Raw genomic sequence first — 16,568 nt, 5'->3', positions numbered from 1 at the left:
CAAAGTTTTTTTTTCTAATATAGTGTGTAATTAAAAAAAATAACGTATATTTGTACTCTAAATATGAGGATTACGCCTATGGTTACTGAAAAAGATTTAGAAGCCTTGCTCAATAAAGTAGATGAAGTGGTTGATAAACAATACAGCTTCATCAAAGAAATGAAAGGCATCAAGCAAACAATATGGGAACTGAGAGCTACCGCTCGCCCTGAAGTAGTGGCAACAGAAGAGGTAGTTGAAGCTCCTATGACAGTTCCTGCTACAGAAGAAGTGGTAGCTGAGGCTCCTACTGTAGAAGAAGTAGTGGCTGAAGTACCTTCTGTTGCAGAAGAGGTAGTAACTGAAGTGCCTCCTATCGTAGAAGAGACAGAAGCCGAAATATCTCCTGCGGCAGAAGAAGTAATACCCGAAGCTCCTCAAATAATAGAAGAACCTAAGAAAGCAGAAGCACCAGCCTTTGAAAAATCTATAGGTGATATGATGGGGCTAAAAACCGATTGGGATTGGGAGCGTTTTATAGGTGAAAACCTGTTTAGCAAAATAGGAATTGCTATTATACTAATAGGTGTGTTTATAGGGGTAAAATACTCTATAGACCATAACCTTATCAGCCCTGCAATGCGCCTCGCTTTAGGCTATCTTACAGGCGTAGGGCTCTTTGTTTTTGGAGCTATACTCAAGAAAAAATACACTAGCTTTAGCGCTGTATTGGTGAGCGGTGCAATGGCTATATTCTATTTTGTTACCTTTGTGGCTTACTCAATGTTTGGCTACTTTGGGCAAGAGGTTACTTTTGGACTAATGTTTCTCTTCACCGCTTTCACCATAGCAGCAGCTCTTAATTATAACCAAGTAGTGATTGCCATTATAGGGCTTGTGGGTAGCTATGCAGTACCTTTCTTGCTGAGTAACAATTCGGGGCGTGTAGATATCCTATTTATCTATACAGCTATTATCAATGTGGGAGTGATAGTAATTTCCTTCTACAAGCAATGGAGGTCGCTGTTTGTTTCAGCATTTTTAATCACTTGGCTATTACTGCTCTCTATGTGGGGGCTTGCCTATCAGCCTGAACACTTCGGGGCATTTTTTAGTTTCAGTATCGTTACATTCTTAACGTTTTACGCTTCGTTTATTGCTCAGAAAATACAAAAAGGGGCAGTGCTTAGCAGTATAGATGTAACTGTATTTTTAGCTAATAGCTTGTTGTTTTACAGCATAGGAGCTTGGCTGCTAAACGAGCAGTACAACCCTGCACGTACTCCTATAGCACTCTTTACCCTTGCTAATGCTCTTTTACACTTTGCTATAGCAAGTTATTTTCACCACAAGCAAGTGCATACAAACCTCAAATACTTGGTGCTAGTATTGGCGTTATCTTTTGCTACCTTGGTAATCCCGATACAATTTGAAGGTACGTGGATAACTTTATTATGGAGTGTAGAGGCAGCACTGCTTTTTTGGTTTGGAAGAACAAAAAAACTGATACTGTATGAACGCATCAGTTATGCAGTGATGACCTTAGCCACCATAAGCTGGGTGATAGATATATCAACTTTTGACTATACAGTACCTTTTGCTAATTCATTATTTATTAATTCATTGCTTTATAGTGTTGCTATGGGCTGGGTGGCATATACCCATTATCGTCATAAAACAGATAAGGATTACAACACTTTAGCAGTGGTTTTCAATGCGCTTTCGGTAATACCATTTTACGATACCTTTACAAGACAAATAAACTTGCTTTGGGAATTGAGAGCTTTGCAATTTAATAATGGTGTGTTTGATAATGTGCTACACAATGATGCTGAACTCTTTAAACAATCATCAATAATTATATATACCTTACTCTTTGTGGGGCTCTACAGCTGGATAAATAGACGATATATGAAAAGCAAACTGCTTGCCGAAATACAAATAGTAGCTGCTTTTCTTATAGGAACAGTTTTTATAACGCTTGGCTTGTACAATTTCAGCGAATTGCGTGGGCGTTATATTGCGTTTTATAATGTATATCAACTTTCGTGGTGGTTCTTAAACGTGCGTTATATAGGGATTGCAGCCTTTGCGGTGCTGTGTTATACAATCTATCGTTTGCAACAATATTTGGAATTTAAAGAGCAACCCAAGAAAGTATTGGAGCTGCTATTCCACTTGGTGTGCTTGTGGATAGGTAGTAGCGAGCTTTTGCATTGGACGGAACTATATGATGCTACAGCTAATTATAAGCTGGGTCTCACAATTTTGTGGGGGGCTTATGCTGTACTACTGATAGTTATAGGGATATTCAACAGCAAAAAATACCTGCGACTATCGGGGATTATACTTATTAGCTTTTGTGTGCTGAAGTTATTCTTTTACGATATTACTCATTTGGATACTTTGCGCAAAACGGTGGTATTTGTATTGTTGGGCGTACTACTAATGATAGCCTCCTTCCTTTACAATAAATACACTGCTAAAGACAAGGACAAATAACTATAGATTCACCAAAATTTAAGTAGGTAATTACCTATGAATAATAAAGAGCGAAATAGACAATCGTGTTAAAAAAATAATTTTTTTGTAGTAAATCAAAAATAATTATGTATTTTTGCGCCAAAATTTGTATGGTTGCGCAGTGATTGCTTTTTATCATAGAGCGAACAGCGCAAAAAACGTACATAAAAATTAGTTAGTAATGAATAAAATAACTGCTGCCATTACGGGTGTAGGAGGCTACGTCCCTGAAGATGTGCTTACCAACGCTATGTTGGAAAAGATGGTAGATACCAATGACGAATGGATATACACACGTACGGGCATAAAAGAAAGACGTATACTGAAAGACCCTAATAAAGGGACTTCGTTTTTGGCTATTCAGGCAGCTAAAGACTTGATAAACAAAAAGGGAATAGACCCTAAAGAAATTGATTTACTTATATTGGCAACAGCTACTCCCGATATGCCTGTAGCACTCACAGGTCCTTATGTAGCTACACAAATAGGTGCTACCAACGCTTTTGCGTTTGACTTGCAAGCGGCTTGTTCTAGCTTTTTGTTTGGGGTATCATTAGCAGCCAAATATATAGAATCGGGACGTTATAAAAAAGTACTTTTAGTGGGTGCTGATAAAATGTCGTCAATCATTGATTATACAGATAGGGCTACTTGTATTATATTTGGCGATGGGGCTGGTGCTGCACTTTTTGAACCTAATCACGAAGGCTTAGGGGTACAAGATGAATTGCTAAAAAGTGATGGCATAGGGCGTAACCACTTATATATAAAAGCGGGTGGTTCGTTGCACCCTACTACTGCCGAAACGGTAGCTGCCAAGGAACACTTTGTGTTTCAGGATGGAAAAACAGTATTTAAATACGCAGTTACGGGTATGGCAGATGTAGCAGAAGAGCTTATAAAGCGCAATAGGTTGACTAAAGACGATGTGCAATGGTTGGTGCCACATCAGGCTAACAAACGTATTATAGATGCTACTGCTGATAGAATGGGGCTACCTGCGGAAAGGGTGATGCTGAATATATACAAATATGGTAATACTACTTCGGCAACTATCATTCTTGCCCTTAATGATTACGAAAAACAACTAAAAAAAGGTGATAACATAGTAATGGCTGCCTTTGGTGGTGGCTTTACTTGGGGAGCACTTTACTTGAAATGGGCTTACAACAGCTAAATATATAACATAAAAACAACGATTGAGCAAAATAGATAAACACTATGGATTTAAGAGACATTCAAAATTTGATTAAATTTGTTGCAAAGTCAGGTGCGAGTGAGGTGAAGTTGGAGATGGATGATGTAAAGATTACCATAAAAACAAACCCTGATGAGACCAACAGAGAAGTATATGTGCAGCAATTACCTGTAGCTCAGCAGCTACCACAGTTGTCTATCCAACCACAACAAGCCTTACAAACACTACCTATAGTGCCAACAGGCAATGAAGCAGCGCCTGCAAAACCTGCGGCTGACAGTGAAGATAGCAAATACATAACCATCAAATCGCCTATGATAGGTACTTTTTATCGCCGTCCTGGTCCTGATAAGCCACTTTTTGTAGAAGTAGGTTCGACAGTAGCCAAAGGTAGTGTGATATGCATTATAGAGGCGATGAAACTTTTTAATGAAATAGAATCGGAGATATCAGGAAAAATAGTGAAGATATTGGTAGAAGATTCTACACCTGTAGAGTTTGACCAACCACTATTTTTGGTAGATCCTTCATAACAAAAAGCAAGTATGTTCAAAAAAATATTAATAGCCAATCGAGGAGAGATAGCATTGCGCGTAATACGCACTTGCCGCGAGATGGGCATCAAATCGGTAGCTGTATATTCTACCGCTGATGCCGATAGTTTACACGTTCGTTTTGCTGATGAGGCTGTATGTATAGGACCTCCACCAAGCAAGGATTCCTATTTGAAAATACCTAATATAATAGCTGCTGCCGAAATTACAAATGCAGATGCTATTCACCCAGGATATGGGTTCTTGAGCGAAAATGCTAAGTTTTCTAAAATTTGTGCTGAACACGGTATCAAATTTATAGGTGCTTCACCTGAAATGATAGAAAAAATGGGTGATAAGGCTTCTGCTAAGGCTACAATGAAAGCAGCTGGCGTACCTACAGTTCCTGGCTCTGACGGTTTAATACAATCGTTGGAACACGCTAAAAAAACTGCTGCCGAAATAGGATACCCTGTAATGCTAAAAGCTACGGCTGGAGGCGGGGGACGTGGTATGCGTGATGTGTGGAAAGAGGAGGATCTTGAAAAAGCTCTTGATAGCGCAATGCAGGAGGCGGGAGCTGCTTTTGGTAATGATGCTATGTATATGGAGAAACTGATCGTAGACCCTCGCCACATAGAAATTCAAATTGTAGGCGACCAATATGGTAAGGCTTGCCACTTATCGGAACGCGATTGCTCTATACAACGCCGTCACCAAAAGCTTACTGAGGAAACTCCTTCACCTTTTATGACTGAAGATTTGCGTAAGCGTATGGGTGAGGCTGCTGTGAAAGCTGCTGAATTTATAAAATATGAAGGTGCTGGAACAATAGAATTTTTGGTGGATAAGGATAGAAACTTTTACTTTATGGAGATGAACACTCGTATTCAAGTGGAACACCCTATTACAGAACAAGTAATTGATTATGACCTTATCAGGGAACAAATATTGGTGGCTTCGGGGGTGCCTTTATCAGGGAAGAATTATACTCCTAAATTACACGCTATAGAATGCCGCATCAATGCAGAAGATCCTTATAATGATTTTCGTCCTTCACCGGGTAAGATAACAACACTTCACGCTCCTGGTGGGCACGGTGTTCGTTTGGATACGCACGTGTATAGTGGTTATGTAATTCCGCCGAACTACGACTCGATGATAGCAAAGCTTATAACGACAGCTCAAACACGCGAGGAGGCGATAGCTAAAATGCGCCGAGCATTGGATGAGTTTGTAGTAGAAGGTGTAAAAACAACTATACCCTTCCATTTGCAATTGATGGATGACCCTAACTACTTGGCGGGTAATTATACGACCAAGTTTATGGAAGACTTCAAAATGAAGCCACAAGTAGAAGGATAATAGAAAAAATATATGGCGAAAGGGACTGTCTTGAAAAAGAGATAGTCCCTTTTATATGGTATAATGATATTTTGATATATGAAAATAATAGCAATGATTCCTGCACGTTATGGTGCTACTCGTTTTCCTGCTAAACTGATGCAAGACCTTTGTGGGGCACCTGTGATAGTGCGTACTTATGAGGCTGTGGTACGTACAGAATTATTTGAAGAAGTGTATGTGGTTACCGATGACGACCGCATAGCACAAGTGATAGAGGCGGCAGGTGGCAGTGTGATTAGGAGCCAAAAAGAACACAATAGTGGCAGCGACCGCTTGGCTGAGGCTTCAGAGAATTTAAATGTAGATATAATTGTAAATGTACAAGGAGATGAGCCTTTTACGGCTAAGCAGAATTTACAAAAACTAATTGCTATTTTCCGAGAGGATAGCGAAAGGAATGTATCGGTGGCAAGTTTGGTAGAACGTATTACTACTCCCGAAGATATTGGCAATCCTAACAATGTAAAGGTGGTGATGAATAAAGATAATGATGCATTGTATTTTTCGCGTGCGGCAATACCTTTTATGCGTGATGAAAAAAGTAAAGCTTTGTATTACAAACATATAGGTATTTATGCTTACCGAAAGGAGGCTTTGCAAGAATTTACACATTTACCTGTTTCTTCATTAGAAGAGGTAGAAAAATTGGAGCAGCTGAGGTATTTAGAGAATGGTTATAAACTGCGCCTTGCTGTTACCGAAATAGGTAGTATAGGGATAGATACAGAGGCAGATTTGGTAGCTGCAAGAGAAAAATACAGCTTGGAGTTTACGAAATGTTAAAGTTGTTATCATTGATAAATGATTATCAATTGTTTATAAAATTGTTAATAACTTATTTATAAAAAGATAATGTAAGGTTGAAAAAAATTAATTACTTTTGCTACGTGAAAAGAAGTCATATAAAACGATAATAACAATAAATTTCCTAATTTTTTAAATATATGACAATAAAAAAAGTGAAAATGATAGAGTTAGATAAACAAAAACGAGTAAAGTATGGAAAGTAATAAAATTTATGTGGGGTTAGATATAGGTACAACAAAAGTTGTAGCGATGGTGGGGACGACTAATAGAAATGGGAAGATACAGATTTTGGGTTATGGAGTCTCTAAACCTCAGGAGAAGATCAGTAAAGGGGTGGCTATGAGCCTATCAAAGACAGCAACTGCAGTGATGCAGGCGACAGACCTGGCAAGAAGAAGTGCAGATGTTGATATAAAAGAGGTAATGGTAGGGATATCGGGGCAGAATATAAGCACTCGTACACATAGTGATTATATATCGCGTATTTCGCCAGAGAAGTTAATAGATGTAGATGATTTAGAACGCTTAAAATCACAAGTGAATGCGATTACTTTAGGAGCTGGTGAGAGAATCATTCACGCACTTCCTCAGTATTACAAAGTAGATAGCACAAGTGATATTAAAGACCCTATAGGAATGGTAGGTGGGCGTTTAGACGCTACTTATCATTTGGTAATAGGACAAACAAGTGCTATCAACAATGTGAACCGCACTATCGAAATGGCAAATCTAAAGGCTATTGATATTACCTTAGAGCCTATAGCTTCGGCAGAAGCTGTTCTTACAGATGATGAAAAAGAAGGTGGAGTAGTGCTTGTGGATATAGGAGGTGGTACGACCGATGTGGCTATATTTAAAGAAGGTATTATTCGCCACGCTGCAGTAATTCCTTTTGGAGGTGCTATCATAACTGAAGATATACAATCGGCATATGGTATTAATGCTAAATATGCCGAAGAAGTGAAAGTTACTTTTGGTTCGGCTTGGCCTGGAGAAATACCCGAAAATGAAATAATAACTATACCTGGGAAAAATTCTAAAGAGATTTCTCTGAAAAGCTTGTCGAAAATTATTCATTCACGTGTGAGTGAGATTATCAACTTGGTGCATAATGTGATAAAAAGCTATGGTCACGAAGATGTAAAGAACAAGCTACACGAGGGGATTGTACTTACAGGAGGCGGAAGCCAAATGCAACATATTGTACACTTAGTGAAATATATTACGGGTATGAATACGCGTGTGGGCTACCCCGATGAATATTTAGTATTAGATAATAATAGAGAGGAATTGAGAGTACCTACATACGCTACTTCTATAGGGCTTGTAATGTGTGCTATTGAAAAGGAAAAAGAAGAACAGATAAAAAAGCTGTTAGCAGAAAAACAGAAGAAAAAAGACGAAGAGGAGCGTTTGAAAAAACAACAAGAAGATTTTTTGAGACAGCAAAATGAAGAGACAGAAAAAGAACAGCAATTAAAACACGAGATTAAGGCAAAAGAAAAGAATAATGATGATGATTATGAGGAAGATGATGAAGAGGATGACAAAAAAGAAAAGAAAAAAGGTATTTCTATTACAATAAGATCATTAGGAAATAAAATAAAAGGATATTTAAACACATTCAACAAAAAAGATGAGGATGATGATGAAGAGGATGAATAATAAAGTAATATGGGAAGAAGTCGTATAGTGAAAAAAAATAAATTATAATGGATATGGAACAGCAAGTAGTTCAGTTTAATTTACCAAAAAATAACAGCAACTATATTAAGATTATAGGAGTTGGAGGTGGCGGAGGTAATGCCGTCAATTATATGTTCAATCAGGGCATAAAAGGAGTAGATTATATTGTATGTAATACAGATAAACAAGACCTTGAAAATAGCCCTGTACCTAACAAAGTACAATTGGGTCTTGCACTTACTAAAGGACTTGGAGTAGGAGCTAAACCAGCGGTAGGTGAAGCTGCTGCTCTTGAAAGTTCTAAAGAAATAGAGGAAGCTATTGGCGATGATACCGAGATGGTTTTTATAACTGCTGGTATGGGTGGTGGTACAGGTACAGGTGCTGCTCCCGTAATTGCTAAAATAGCAAAAGATAAGGGAATCCTTACTGTGGGAATCGTTACTACACCTTTCTCATATGAAGGTCCTGTACGCTCACGACAAGCTAAAGAAGGAATTAGAAAACTTCAAGAAGCTGTAGACTCTTTGATTATTATTAATAATAATAAAATCACTGAAGTATATGGTAAAATGAAGATTTCAGAAAGCCTTGCTAAAGCTAATGAAATATTACTAAAAGGAGCTAAGGGTATTGCCGAATTGGTGAGTGCTAACTATATGGTAAATATAGATATGGAGGATGCTCGTTCGGTGCTTAAAGATGGTGGTACAGCTATTATGGGCTCAGCAACAGCTGATGGTGAAGACCGTGCTATTAAAGCTGTTACAGCGGCATTGAACTCACCTTTGCTTAATGATAACAAAATTACAGGAGCTAAAAAATCTTTATTATTGGTAGTGTTCAATACAGAAGATGAGATTACTCCTGAAGAAATGGAAATTATCACTAACTATATCCAAGAACAAGCAGGAGGCGAACTTGATATCTTTATTGGTATGGGCGAAGATGATACCGTACCTAAAGGAGCTATTACAGTAACGGTTACTGCTACAGGCTTTACTACTGAACAACAACAATTGATAGTGAATGCTGAACCTAAACGTATTAACCACGTACTTGGTGAAAACCAAACTATCATTGAGCGTGATTTTACTGAACCTAAAGCTGCAGTAGTACAATCATCTTACCCAATTCCTGCTGTACCCGAAATTAAAAAAGAACCTTCACTTTCCGACTTGTTTAATATTTGGACAGATTGCGAATATGTAACAGCTGACGATAGCTTTATAATAGTAGATAAAACGCCCCCAAAGCCTTCGACTCCTAACCAAGGAGTCTCAATACAGGAATCATCAAGTAACCAACGTCATATTACTACCGAAGCAGCAGTAGCTCGCCAAGTGTCTAACGATAATAAATCAGCTAATCAGCTTTCACCTACTAATAAAGCAGTACTTACACCACAATATTCATATAATGAATATATGGAGTTTGAAAGAACACTACGTGATGCTAAGCCCGTGCCTTTTTCAGAAAACAAAGAAGCTAATAAAAGCGAAATCACTATACATCGTGTTGAAACAAAGCAACAACAACCTTCAGCACCTGTTCAGATGACTATGTTTGATGAAGAAGAACTATTAGGAGGTATAAAACCTACCCCTGAAAATGCTACTATAGACCAAGTGCTTAATAACAACCGTTCAGGTTACCTCTCAAAGTATAATCACACTTTTGGGAGTAGTGTTGCCCAATCACGTACTTCAGTAGCTAAAGATAGCGCTGGTGATACTCAATTACGAAAGAATAACTCTTATTTACACGACAGAGCTGATTAATACCTTTGTATTATATGCACATAAAAAAACTGAAAGTCTCAAAGGCTTTCAGTTTTTTTATATACATATAAAATTAACTTCTTATAATGTTCTATTCACATCCCATTGCTCAAGGTACTCAGCTACACGTTGTACAAACATACCTCCTAAAGCTCCGTTCACAACTCTGTGATCATAACTATGCGAAAGCATCATTTTATAGCGGATACCTATCATATCACCTTCAGCTGTCTCAATTACTGCAGGTACTTTTCGTATAGCTCCTATTGCCAGAATACCCACTTGTGGTTGATTGATAATAGGTGTGCCAAACACATTCCCAAACGACCCTATATTGGTAACAGTATAAGTACCATCTTTCACTTCATCAGGTTTTAATTGCCCCAAACGAGCCCTATTAGCAAGGTCATTTACTACTTTGGTCATACCTCGCAAACTCAGTTCATCAGCATTTTTTATAACAGGAACTATCAAGTTACCATCAGGTAGCGCTGTAGCCATACCTATATTGATATTTTTCTTCTTAATGATAGTATTTCCCTCCACTGAAATATTCATTAGCGGAAAATCAACCAATGCTTTAGCTACAGCTTCCATAAAGATAGGTGTAAAAGTAAACTTTTCGCCTTCACGTGCTTCAAAAGCTTTCTTTACCTTGTTACGCCACTGCCAAATACGTGTTACATCCACCTCACTAAAGCTTTGTACGTGTGCTGAGGTATGCTTACTATGGCTCATATGTTCTGCTATGAGTTTGCCCATACGGCTCATCTCAATGCGTTCCTCACCACGCTGGCTGTAAGTACGTTCTACTGTAGGTGTATTTGTATTGCTTGCAGGAGGAGCTGATAATGTAGCCGCAGCTTTATTACTACGTTGAGCTACATAATTAAGAATATCATCTTTGGTAACCCTATTATTCAAGCCCGTACCCTTCACGCGGCTCATTTCCTCCAGTCCAATTCCCTCTTTTTGTGCAATACTCTTCACTAAAGGCGAATAAAACCTATCAGCATTGCTAAAATCACCAACTGCAAGCGTTGTTTCCTTGATAGTAGCAATATCAGCAGTCAAGTTTTCTGCCACTTGTGCCACTGTAGGAGGCAATTCTTCAGCCACTACTGCACTATCACCTTCAGTTTCTATGATAGCCATTACCTGACCCACCTGTACTACAGCATCCACATCAAAAAGTATTTCGGCTACTACGCCCGTTACCTCACACGGCACTTCCGAGTCTACTTTATCAGTAGCCACTTCCACAATAGTTTCTTCGGCTTCTACACGGTCGCCAACTTTTTTTAGCCAATGAGTGATAGTAGCCTCTGCTACACTTTCGCCCATTGCTGGTAATTTAAATTCAAATCTCGCCATTGCTATTTTATATCTTTTACTTCGTTTGGAAGATTCATATTCTTTGTTAAGGTCCCTATTTGGCTAAGTTCTATATCTCCTATGAGCGACAGCAAAACCGTCTTTTTGCTATGATCATTAGAATCTACGAATATAAGCAACTCACTTATTTTATCCGAACCATTTTCTTTAGCATAGAATTTTGTATTTTGTGTTTGCGTTTTCATACGCACCTCCGATAGTGATGCCGCTTTCACATACTGCAAAGCCTCACTTTTTAGCAAAGCCCCTGCTTGTTGGTTTTCGGTAGTAAATACCCTCATACTCTTTAGTTTCGATACAAAAGCTACATATTCTTTAGATTCTCCTCCTTCACTCGCTATTTTGGCAAGCATTTGGAACATCTTTTGTGTTACAGTAGCACTTGTTATCTCTTTATGAGCCTCCAATTTATCAAAAAAAGCCTGTGCTCGCCCGCTTATCGTTAGTAGCAAAAATAATACTATCCACCCTATTTTTTTTATTCTCATAGCCATAATATTCATATTTATTGTAAGGGCAAAGCACGCTCGGGCAGCTTAACGCTTTGCCGTGAAAATTGATAAATCAAAATCAAAAAAATAGAGCGTTATCAGTAACAACACCACCAATACAATCCAAAAAACCTTGTTAAACTCCCTATTTTTCTTATTTCTACTTTCGCTGCGTATTTTCCGCCATTGTTCCGTAAAGTGGTTGCTTACTGTCTCTCTATCTTTTCTAATGCGAGAGCCCATCTCAAAAGCATTTCCAGCTTCTTTCCCCTCGTAATAACGTGGCGTATAATTAAAGCGTTTATTCTTCGGTAATTTAAATAGTTTTATCTTCATAATGATGCAAAGATACAAATTAATTTTGAATAATGAATAATGAATGATGAATTTTTCTCACGCCACAAAGCTACCTCATAATCCCTCGTTATAGCAATTCTTCAATATTATCAATCACTTCCCTGATGAAATTATCCTCGCCCACTACATCTTCAAATAAGCTCGTCTTTGCCTGTTGCAGCCTGATAATCTTCTCTTCTACAGTATCTTTGCTCACAAATCGCACTACATTCACCTTGTTGCGTTGTCCTATACGATGTGCTCTCGCAATAGCCTGTCGTTCCGAAAAAGGATTCCACCAAGGGTCTAACAGCAACACATAGGAAGCCGCAGTAAGGTTCAGCCCCACCTCGCCAGCTTTTAGCGATATAAAAAAGAAAGGCACATCAGCTTGTTGCTGAAATAAAGCTACTTCATTCTTGCGCTCCTCAGTAGGCGTGCTTCCCGTCAGTTTTGCATATTTTATTTTGTGAGCATCGCACCATTGTTCGTAAAGAGCTAAGTGCGATACAAAACTACTGAATATAAGTGCCTTATGCGATGCTTGTAGCAATTCTTCCATACAATGCACTACCTCTTCGTATTTGCCCGAAGCTATGGCACTTTCTTTGTCCACCAATTTAGGGTGATTGCTTATCTGTCGCAATTTCGTAAGCATATTCAGAGCGTTGAACTCCGTCAGTGGCGCATCTATCTCCAATAGCTGATTTCTCACCTTAGATTTTTCACTCTCATACCACTTCTTTTGTTCCTCACTCATCTCACAATAAGCTATCTGGCTCTCCATTTCAGGCAAGTCGTCCAGCACCTGTTCCTTAGTACGCCTTAGCAAAAACGGACTAATGATTGTTTTTAGCTCTTCCAGAGCCTGCGTATCCTTATTTTTGCTAATCGCCACCTCATAGTTCTTGTGAAAAGCCGCATAACTTTTCAGAATATTAGGATTGATAAATTGCATCTGCGACCATAAATCGCTCAATGAATTTTCTATAGGCGTACCACTTAGCGCAATCCTATGCACCCCCTGCAACCCATTGATAGCCTTAAAAGTCTTAGAATTTTTATTCTTTATACGCTGGCTCTCGTCCAGTATAATATACCTAAAATCAAGCTGTTGCAGCTCTTTACTATCCCGTTCCACTATCGGATAACTACTGAAAATAATATCGTAATTTACAAGGCGGCGCACTTTGCGCTTGCGTTCAGCCGTATTGCCCACATATTGGGTACATTTCAAATGCGGAGCAAAGCGCTTGGTCTCATCATACCAATTGAATATCAACGATGAAGGCAATATCACCAAAGCCCGTAGCGGCTCTTTTTGCGATGTTATTCCCGAAAATAAATCACCCCCTTCACCCAGTTTTTCAGGCAAGCTATCGTGTATATGCACCAAAAGAGCAATCGTTTGCAAGGTCTTCCCCAGTCCCATATCATCTGCAAGGCAAGCCCCTACACCATTGTAATAATGCTGCAAAAGCCACGTAACCCCCTCTATTTGGTACGGACGTAAAGTAGCTTTCAAATTAGGAGAAGCCGTATAAACCACATTCTCTACTAATGTCTGAGGTTTTATTTCTGGTACCGACTCCAATAGGGCATAGTTACTTTTAGGCAATTGCAACTTTTCTTGTGTTACCCTCGCATATTTAGCAATCGAATGAAACCTACTAAACCATTCCTGCGGAATGATAAACACTTTCCCATTCCCCAAATCATATACAGGGTTCCCCGCCTTTATATTCTCTATCAAATCCTTAAAAGCAAACTCCTCATCGCCTTGCGCTACCCTAATAGATAAATCAAACCAATCATTATCCCCTTGAGTATCCCCAAAAATAAGCCTACTATCCCCAAAACCAACCTCCTTATCTCCCTCTATTACAAATTTTTTGAAACTAAACCCCGACCTCTCAAGTTCATCTTTATGAGCAACCAACAGAAAGTAACTGCCAAAAGGATTCTCATCTTTCACCCAAAAGCTCCCTGCTTCCTCATTAAAGCCTATAGCAGTCAAAAAATTGTATTTTTTAGCCTCCTCTTCTTTATTTCGCTTGTATTGATAGATAACAATACCCCCATCATCGTATATTTTCAACTCCGATTGTACCTCTTTACGCTGATGACTGCCAAATATATAACCATCATAGTCAAAATTTAGCTGTAATTTGTAATGATTAGCAAAAAAATCATATACCAATTCAATTTCAGTAGCTACAATATCATTTTTTTTAATAATTTCAAATCCCTTAGGGTCTATTTCAGTATGTTTTAGCAGCTTTTTCAAGAATTTCTCAAAGTATTCAGGAAAATTGCGCTTCGGTATATGAATAGTTTCCTTATTCAAAAAAGGAGTTAAGTATGACCCCTTAAAGTGTTCCACCCTTACTACTTTGTGGTCAATCACAATCCAACCATACAAGTTGTTTAGCAGTTCAATAGAGTGTTGCGAAGGGATAATACTTGCAGCACCATCCTTTAGTAGCAAGCGGTATTCAATACCCTCATCTGTCTTTGTAAATTCCAGTAAAGGCACTACAAGCGTCTTTTGCGCCTGCAATTGCTTCTTTACCAATTCGTCTTTATGAGTGTAGTTAGTAGTGATAAACAGCTCATTATCAGCAATTAGTTGTAGTAGCTCAGCCGTTTTTTTTTCAATGTACTCTTCAATGTGTTTTTTTGTCTGTTTGTTTTGGTAAGCCTTTTCAAAAGTATCCCCTTTTTTTAGTAGCTTTTGGTATAACACATTAGGCAACAACTCATTAGCAATAGCCAACGCCTGTCGTTCCACTACCGATAGTTGCCAGTTAGGCAAGCTCTGTAGCACCTCTTGGTTTGCTCTTTTGTAAAATACACAATAACCATTTCGCTCCTCAGCAATATATGCATTAGGGAGTACCAGCTCTATAGTAGGGTGAAAAGTAAAATCAAAAAAAAGAAACATAGAAATTTAAACTCAAAAAAAATCCCCGCATATACCATACGCAGGGATTTTTCTATTATCAATATGACTACAATTAAGTAAACAAACGCTCAAAAAAGTTTTTACGTTTTTCGTTCATTGAATTATCCACGTGGTAAATATCGTCAGAAACTGTAGCGTTACTGCTATCCACATTGCTTACACTATCAGCGGTAAAGGCACTTTGTGATTCCGACATTACGCTTATCACAAAGTCTATATAGTCCTTACCTTGTTTAGATAAGTAGTTTTTAAAGAAACGGCTACTAAGTTCTACACCACCTATTTTCTCCATTTTTAGCAACGATTCATAAAAAGGAGCCAAATAATTATCAATAGCACCTTGTGGAACAGCCTTACGGCGACCTATATAATGAGTAATATTACCCATTCCATCACGGCGCATTTCAAAGTCTGTTACTACCCAATAGTATTCACCCGTTTTAGCCAAGTTTTTAATAACACCCACAAAGTTGTTACCTATTTTCAAGTTGTCCCATAGTAGTTTGAATACAAGGCGTGGCATATCAGGGTGGCGTATAAGGTTATGTGGTTGTCCTATAAGCTCGCTTTCTGTGTAGTGTGATACATTACAGAACACATCATTCACCTTGGTAATAGTACCAGCGACATCTGTTTCGCTGATAAGCACCTTACTCTTATCCCATTGCACTTCGCGGTCAATAGGGGTAGGTCGCTGAATTGTAGGTACAGGATTTATAAAATTCGACATATATAATTAGTTTTTAATTGTTGAAAGTAATAACTCTTTATCCCAAGTCATTATGAAAATAATCTACCAAAGAAACTTTTGCGTTTTTCGTTCATAGCATCGCTTACAGTTACGATGTCGTCCGATACAACCGCACTTGTATCTACATTGCCCATAGGTATCTCTTGGAAAGCAACATTTTCACGGTTCTCGTTCATCACATCAATGATAAAGTCTATATAGTCCTTACCTTGTTTGTCCAAGTAGTTTTTGAAGAAACGAGCACTCAAGTCCATACCCCCCACCTTTTCCAATTTCAAAAGGGTTTGGTACAAAGGCGTTACATAGTTGTCTATCACACCTTTAGGCACTGATTTACGGCGAGCTATATAGTGCGTAATGTTACCCATAGAGTCACGGCGCATTTCAAAGTCTGTAATAACCCAATAATATTCACCGTTCTTAGCCAAATTCTTTACTACACCTGCAAAGTTATTGCCCAACTTCAAGTTATCCCAAAGCAATTTGAATGTAATCTTTGGCATATCAGGGTGACGAATAATGTTATGAGGCTGACCTATTAGCTCCTCACGGCTATAACCACACACTGTACAAAACACATCATTAGCATCGGTAATACGACCATAAACGTCAGTCTCACTGATAATCACCTTACTCTTATCCCAAGAAACCTCTTTGTCAATAGGCGTAGGACGCTCTACTGTGAGCTCAATGTCTCTATAATCTCTAATCATTGC

The 16,568-nt window shown here is 38.5% G+C and carries 13 protein-coding genes; 7 read left to right on the top strand and 6 right to left on the bottom strand.

What is annotated here, in order from left to right; translation table 11 throughout:
• Positions 1-78 precede the first annotated feature (78 nt).
• From J4N46_RS11370 to ftsZ, 7 genes are all read left to right on the top strand, one after another.
• Positions 79-2,481 (top strand): DUF2339 domain-containing protein, encoded by a 2,403-nt coding sequence (locus J4N46_RS11370; protein WP_208059407.1) that lies wholly within the window; start codon positions 79-81, stop codon positions 2,479-2,481.
• 202 nt (positions 2,482-2,683) lie between these two features.
• Positions 2,684-3,679, top strand: a complete 996-nt coding sequence (locus tag J4N46_RS11365; RefSeq protein WP_208059390.1) for a beta-ketoacyl-ACP synthase III — start codon at positions 2,684-2,686, stop codon at positions 3,677-3,679.
• Between the two features lie 44 nt (positions 3,680-3,723).
• Positions 3,724-4,233, top strand: a complete 510-nt coding sequence (accB, locus tag J4N46_RS11360) for an acetyl-CoA carboxylase biotin carboxyl carrier protein (protein WP_208059389.1) — start codon at positions 3,724-3,726, stop codon at positions 4,231-4,233.
• A 12-nt stretch (positions 4,234-4,245) separates the two neighbouring features.
• Positions 4,246-5,598 carry an acetyl-CoA carboxylase biotin carboxylase subunit gene (gene accC, locus J4N46_RS11355; protein WP_208059388.1) on the top strand — a complete coding sequence of 451 codons (1,353 nt, stop codon included), beginning with the start codon at positions 4,246-4,248 and terminating at the stop codon, positions 5,596-5,598.
• Positions 5,599-5,676: 78 nt separating this feature from the next.
• Positions 5,677-6,423 (top strand): 3-deoxy-manno-octulosonate cytidylyltransferase, encoded by a 747-nt coding sequence (gene kdsB, locus J4N46_RS11350; RefSeq protein ID WP_208059387.1) that lies wholly within the window; start codon positions 5,677-5,679, stop codon positions 6,421-6,423.
• Positions 6,424-6,639: 216 nt separating this feature from the next.
• Positions 6,640-8,112: a cell division protein FtsA gene (gene ftsA, locus J4N46_RS11345; protein ID WP_208059386.1), complete on the top strand. Its 1,473-nt coding sequence runs from the start codon at positions 6,640-6,642 to the stop codon at positions 8,110-8,112.
• A gap of 47 nt (positions 8,113-8,159) precedes the next feature.
• Positions 8,160-9,914: a cell division protein FtsZ gene (gene ftsZ / locus J4N46_RS11340; protein WP_208059385.1), complete on the top strand. Its 1,755-nt coding sequence runs from the start codon at positions 8,160-8,162 to the stop codon at positions 9,912-9,914.
• A gap of 81 nt (positions 9,915-9,995) precedes the next feature.
• On the opposite strand, the gene J4N46_RS11335 is transcribed toward ftsZ, so the two are convergent.
• The 6 genes from J4N46_RS11335 to J4N46_RS11310 all read right to left on the bottom strand — a co-directional run bounded on the left by J4N46_RS11335 (position 9,996) and on the right by J4N46_RS11310 (position 16,565).
• Positions 9,996-11,288 (bottom strand): dihydrolipoamide acetyltransferase family protein, encoded by a 1,293-nt coding sequence (locus J4N46_RS11335; protein WP_208059384.1) that lies wholly within the window; start codon positions 11,286-11,288, stop codon positions 9,996-9,998.
• Between the two features lie 2 nt (positions 11,289-11,290).
• Positions 11,291-11,803, bottom strand: a complete 513-nt coding sequence (locus J4N46_RS11330) for a DUF4252 domain-containing protein (RefSeq protein ID WP_236013964.1) — start codon at positions 11,801-11,803, stop codon at positions 11,291-11,293.
• Between the two features lie 42 nt (positions 11,804-11,845).
• Complete coding sequence (locus J4N46_RS11325) at positions 11,846-12,136, bottom strand: hypothetical protein (protein WP_009416813.1); 291 nt, start codon at positions 12,134-12,136, stop codon at positions 11,846-11,848.
• A gap of 88 nt (positions 12,137-12,224) precedes the next feature.
• Positions 12,225-15,080 (bottom strand): DEAD/DEAH box helicase, encoded by a 2,856-nt coding sequence (locus J4N46_RS11320; RefSeq protein ID WP_208059383.1) that lies wholly within the window; start codon positions 15,078-15,080, stop codon positions 12,225-12,227.
• 73 nt (positions 15,081-15,153) lie between these two features.
• On the bottom strand, positions 15,154-15,831 hold the full coding sequence (locus J4N46_RS11315; RefSeq protein WP_208059382.1) for a PAS domain-containing protein: 678 nt from the start codon (positions 15,829-15,831) through the stop codon (positions 15,154-15,156).
• A gap of 50 nt (positions 15,832-15,881) precedes the next feature.
• On the bottom strand, positions 15,882-16,565 hold the full coding sequence (locus J4N46_RS11310) for a PAS domain-containing protein (RefSeq protein ID WP_208059381.1): 684 nt from the start codon (positions 16,563-16,565) through the stop codon (positions 15,882-15,884).
• Between the last annotated feature and the right edge of the window lie 3 nt (positions 16,566-16,568).

The organism is Capnocytophaga bilenii, from assembly GCF_017565765.1.
Lineage (GTDB): Bacteria > Bacteroidota > Bacteroidia > Flavobacteriales > Flavobacteriaceae > Capnocytophaga > Capnocytophaga bilenii.
Note: the sequence above shows the minus strand (reverse complement) of the source record. Positions and strands in the feature narration are given on the sequence as shown.

Coding starts and splice junctions, on each gene's coding strand:
- J4N46_RS11370 (WP_208059407.1), top strand. CDS start 79: ATGGTTACTGAAAAAGATTTAGAAGCCTTGCTCAATAAAGTAGATGAA.
- J4N46_RS11365 (WP_208059390.1), top strand. CDS start 2,684: ATGAATAAAATAACTGCTGCCATTACGGGTGTAGGAGGCTACGTCCCT.
- accB (WP_208059389.1), top strand. CDS start 3,724: ATGGATTTAAGAGACATTCAAAATTTGATTAAATTTGTTGCAAAGTCA.
- accC (WP_208059388.1), top strand. CDS start 4,246: ATGTTCAAAAAAATATTAATAGCCAATCGAGGAGAGATAGCATTGCGC.
- kdsB (WP_208059387.1), top strand. CDS start 5,677: ATGAAAATAATAGCAATGATTCCTGCACGTTATGGTGCTACTCGTTTT.
- ftsA (WP_208059386.1), top strand. CDS start 6,640: ATGGAAAGTAATAAAATTTATGTGGGGTTAGATATAGGTACAACAAAA.
- ftsZ (WP_208059385.1), top strand. CDS start 8,160: ATGGATATGGAACAGCAAGTAGTTCAGTTTAATTTACCAAAAAATAAC.
- J4N46_RS11335 (WP_208059384.1), bottom strand. CDS start 11,288: ATGGCGAGATTTGAATTTAAATTACCAGCAATGGGCGAAAGTGTAGCA.
- J4N46_RS11330 (WP_236013964.1), bottom strand. CDS start 11,803: ATGGCTATGAGAATAAAAAAAATAGGGTGGATAGTATTATTTTTGCTA.
- J4N46_RS11325 (WP_009416813.1), bottom strand. CDS start 12,136: ATGAAGATAAAACTATTTAAATTACCGAAGAATAAACGCTTTAATTAT.
- J4N46_RS11320 (WP_208059383.1), bottom strand. CDS start 15,080: ATGTTTCTTTTTTTTGATTTTACTTTTCACCCTACTATAGAGCTGGTA.
- J4N46_RS11315 (WP_208059382.1), bottom strand. CDS start 15,831: ATGTCGAATTTTATAAATCCTGTACCTACAATTCAGCGACCTACCCCT.
- J4N46_RS11310 (WP_208059381.1), bottom strand. CDS start 16,565: ATGATTAGAGATTATAGAGACATTGAGCTCACAGTAGAGCGTCCTACG.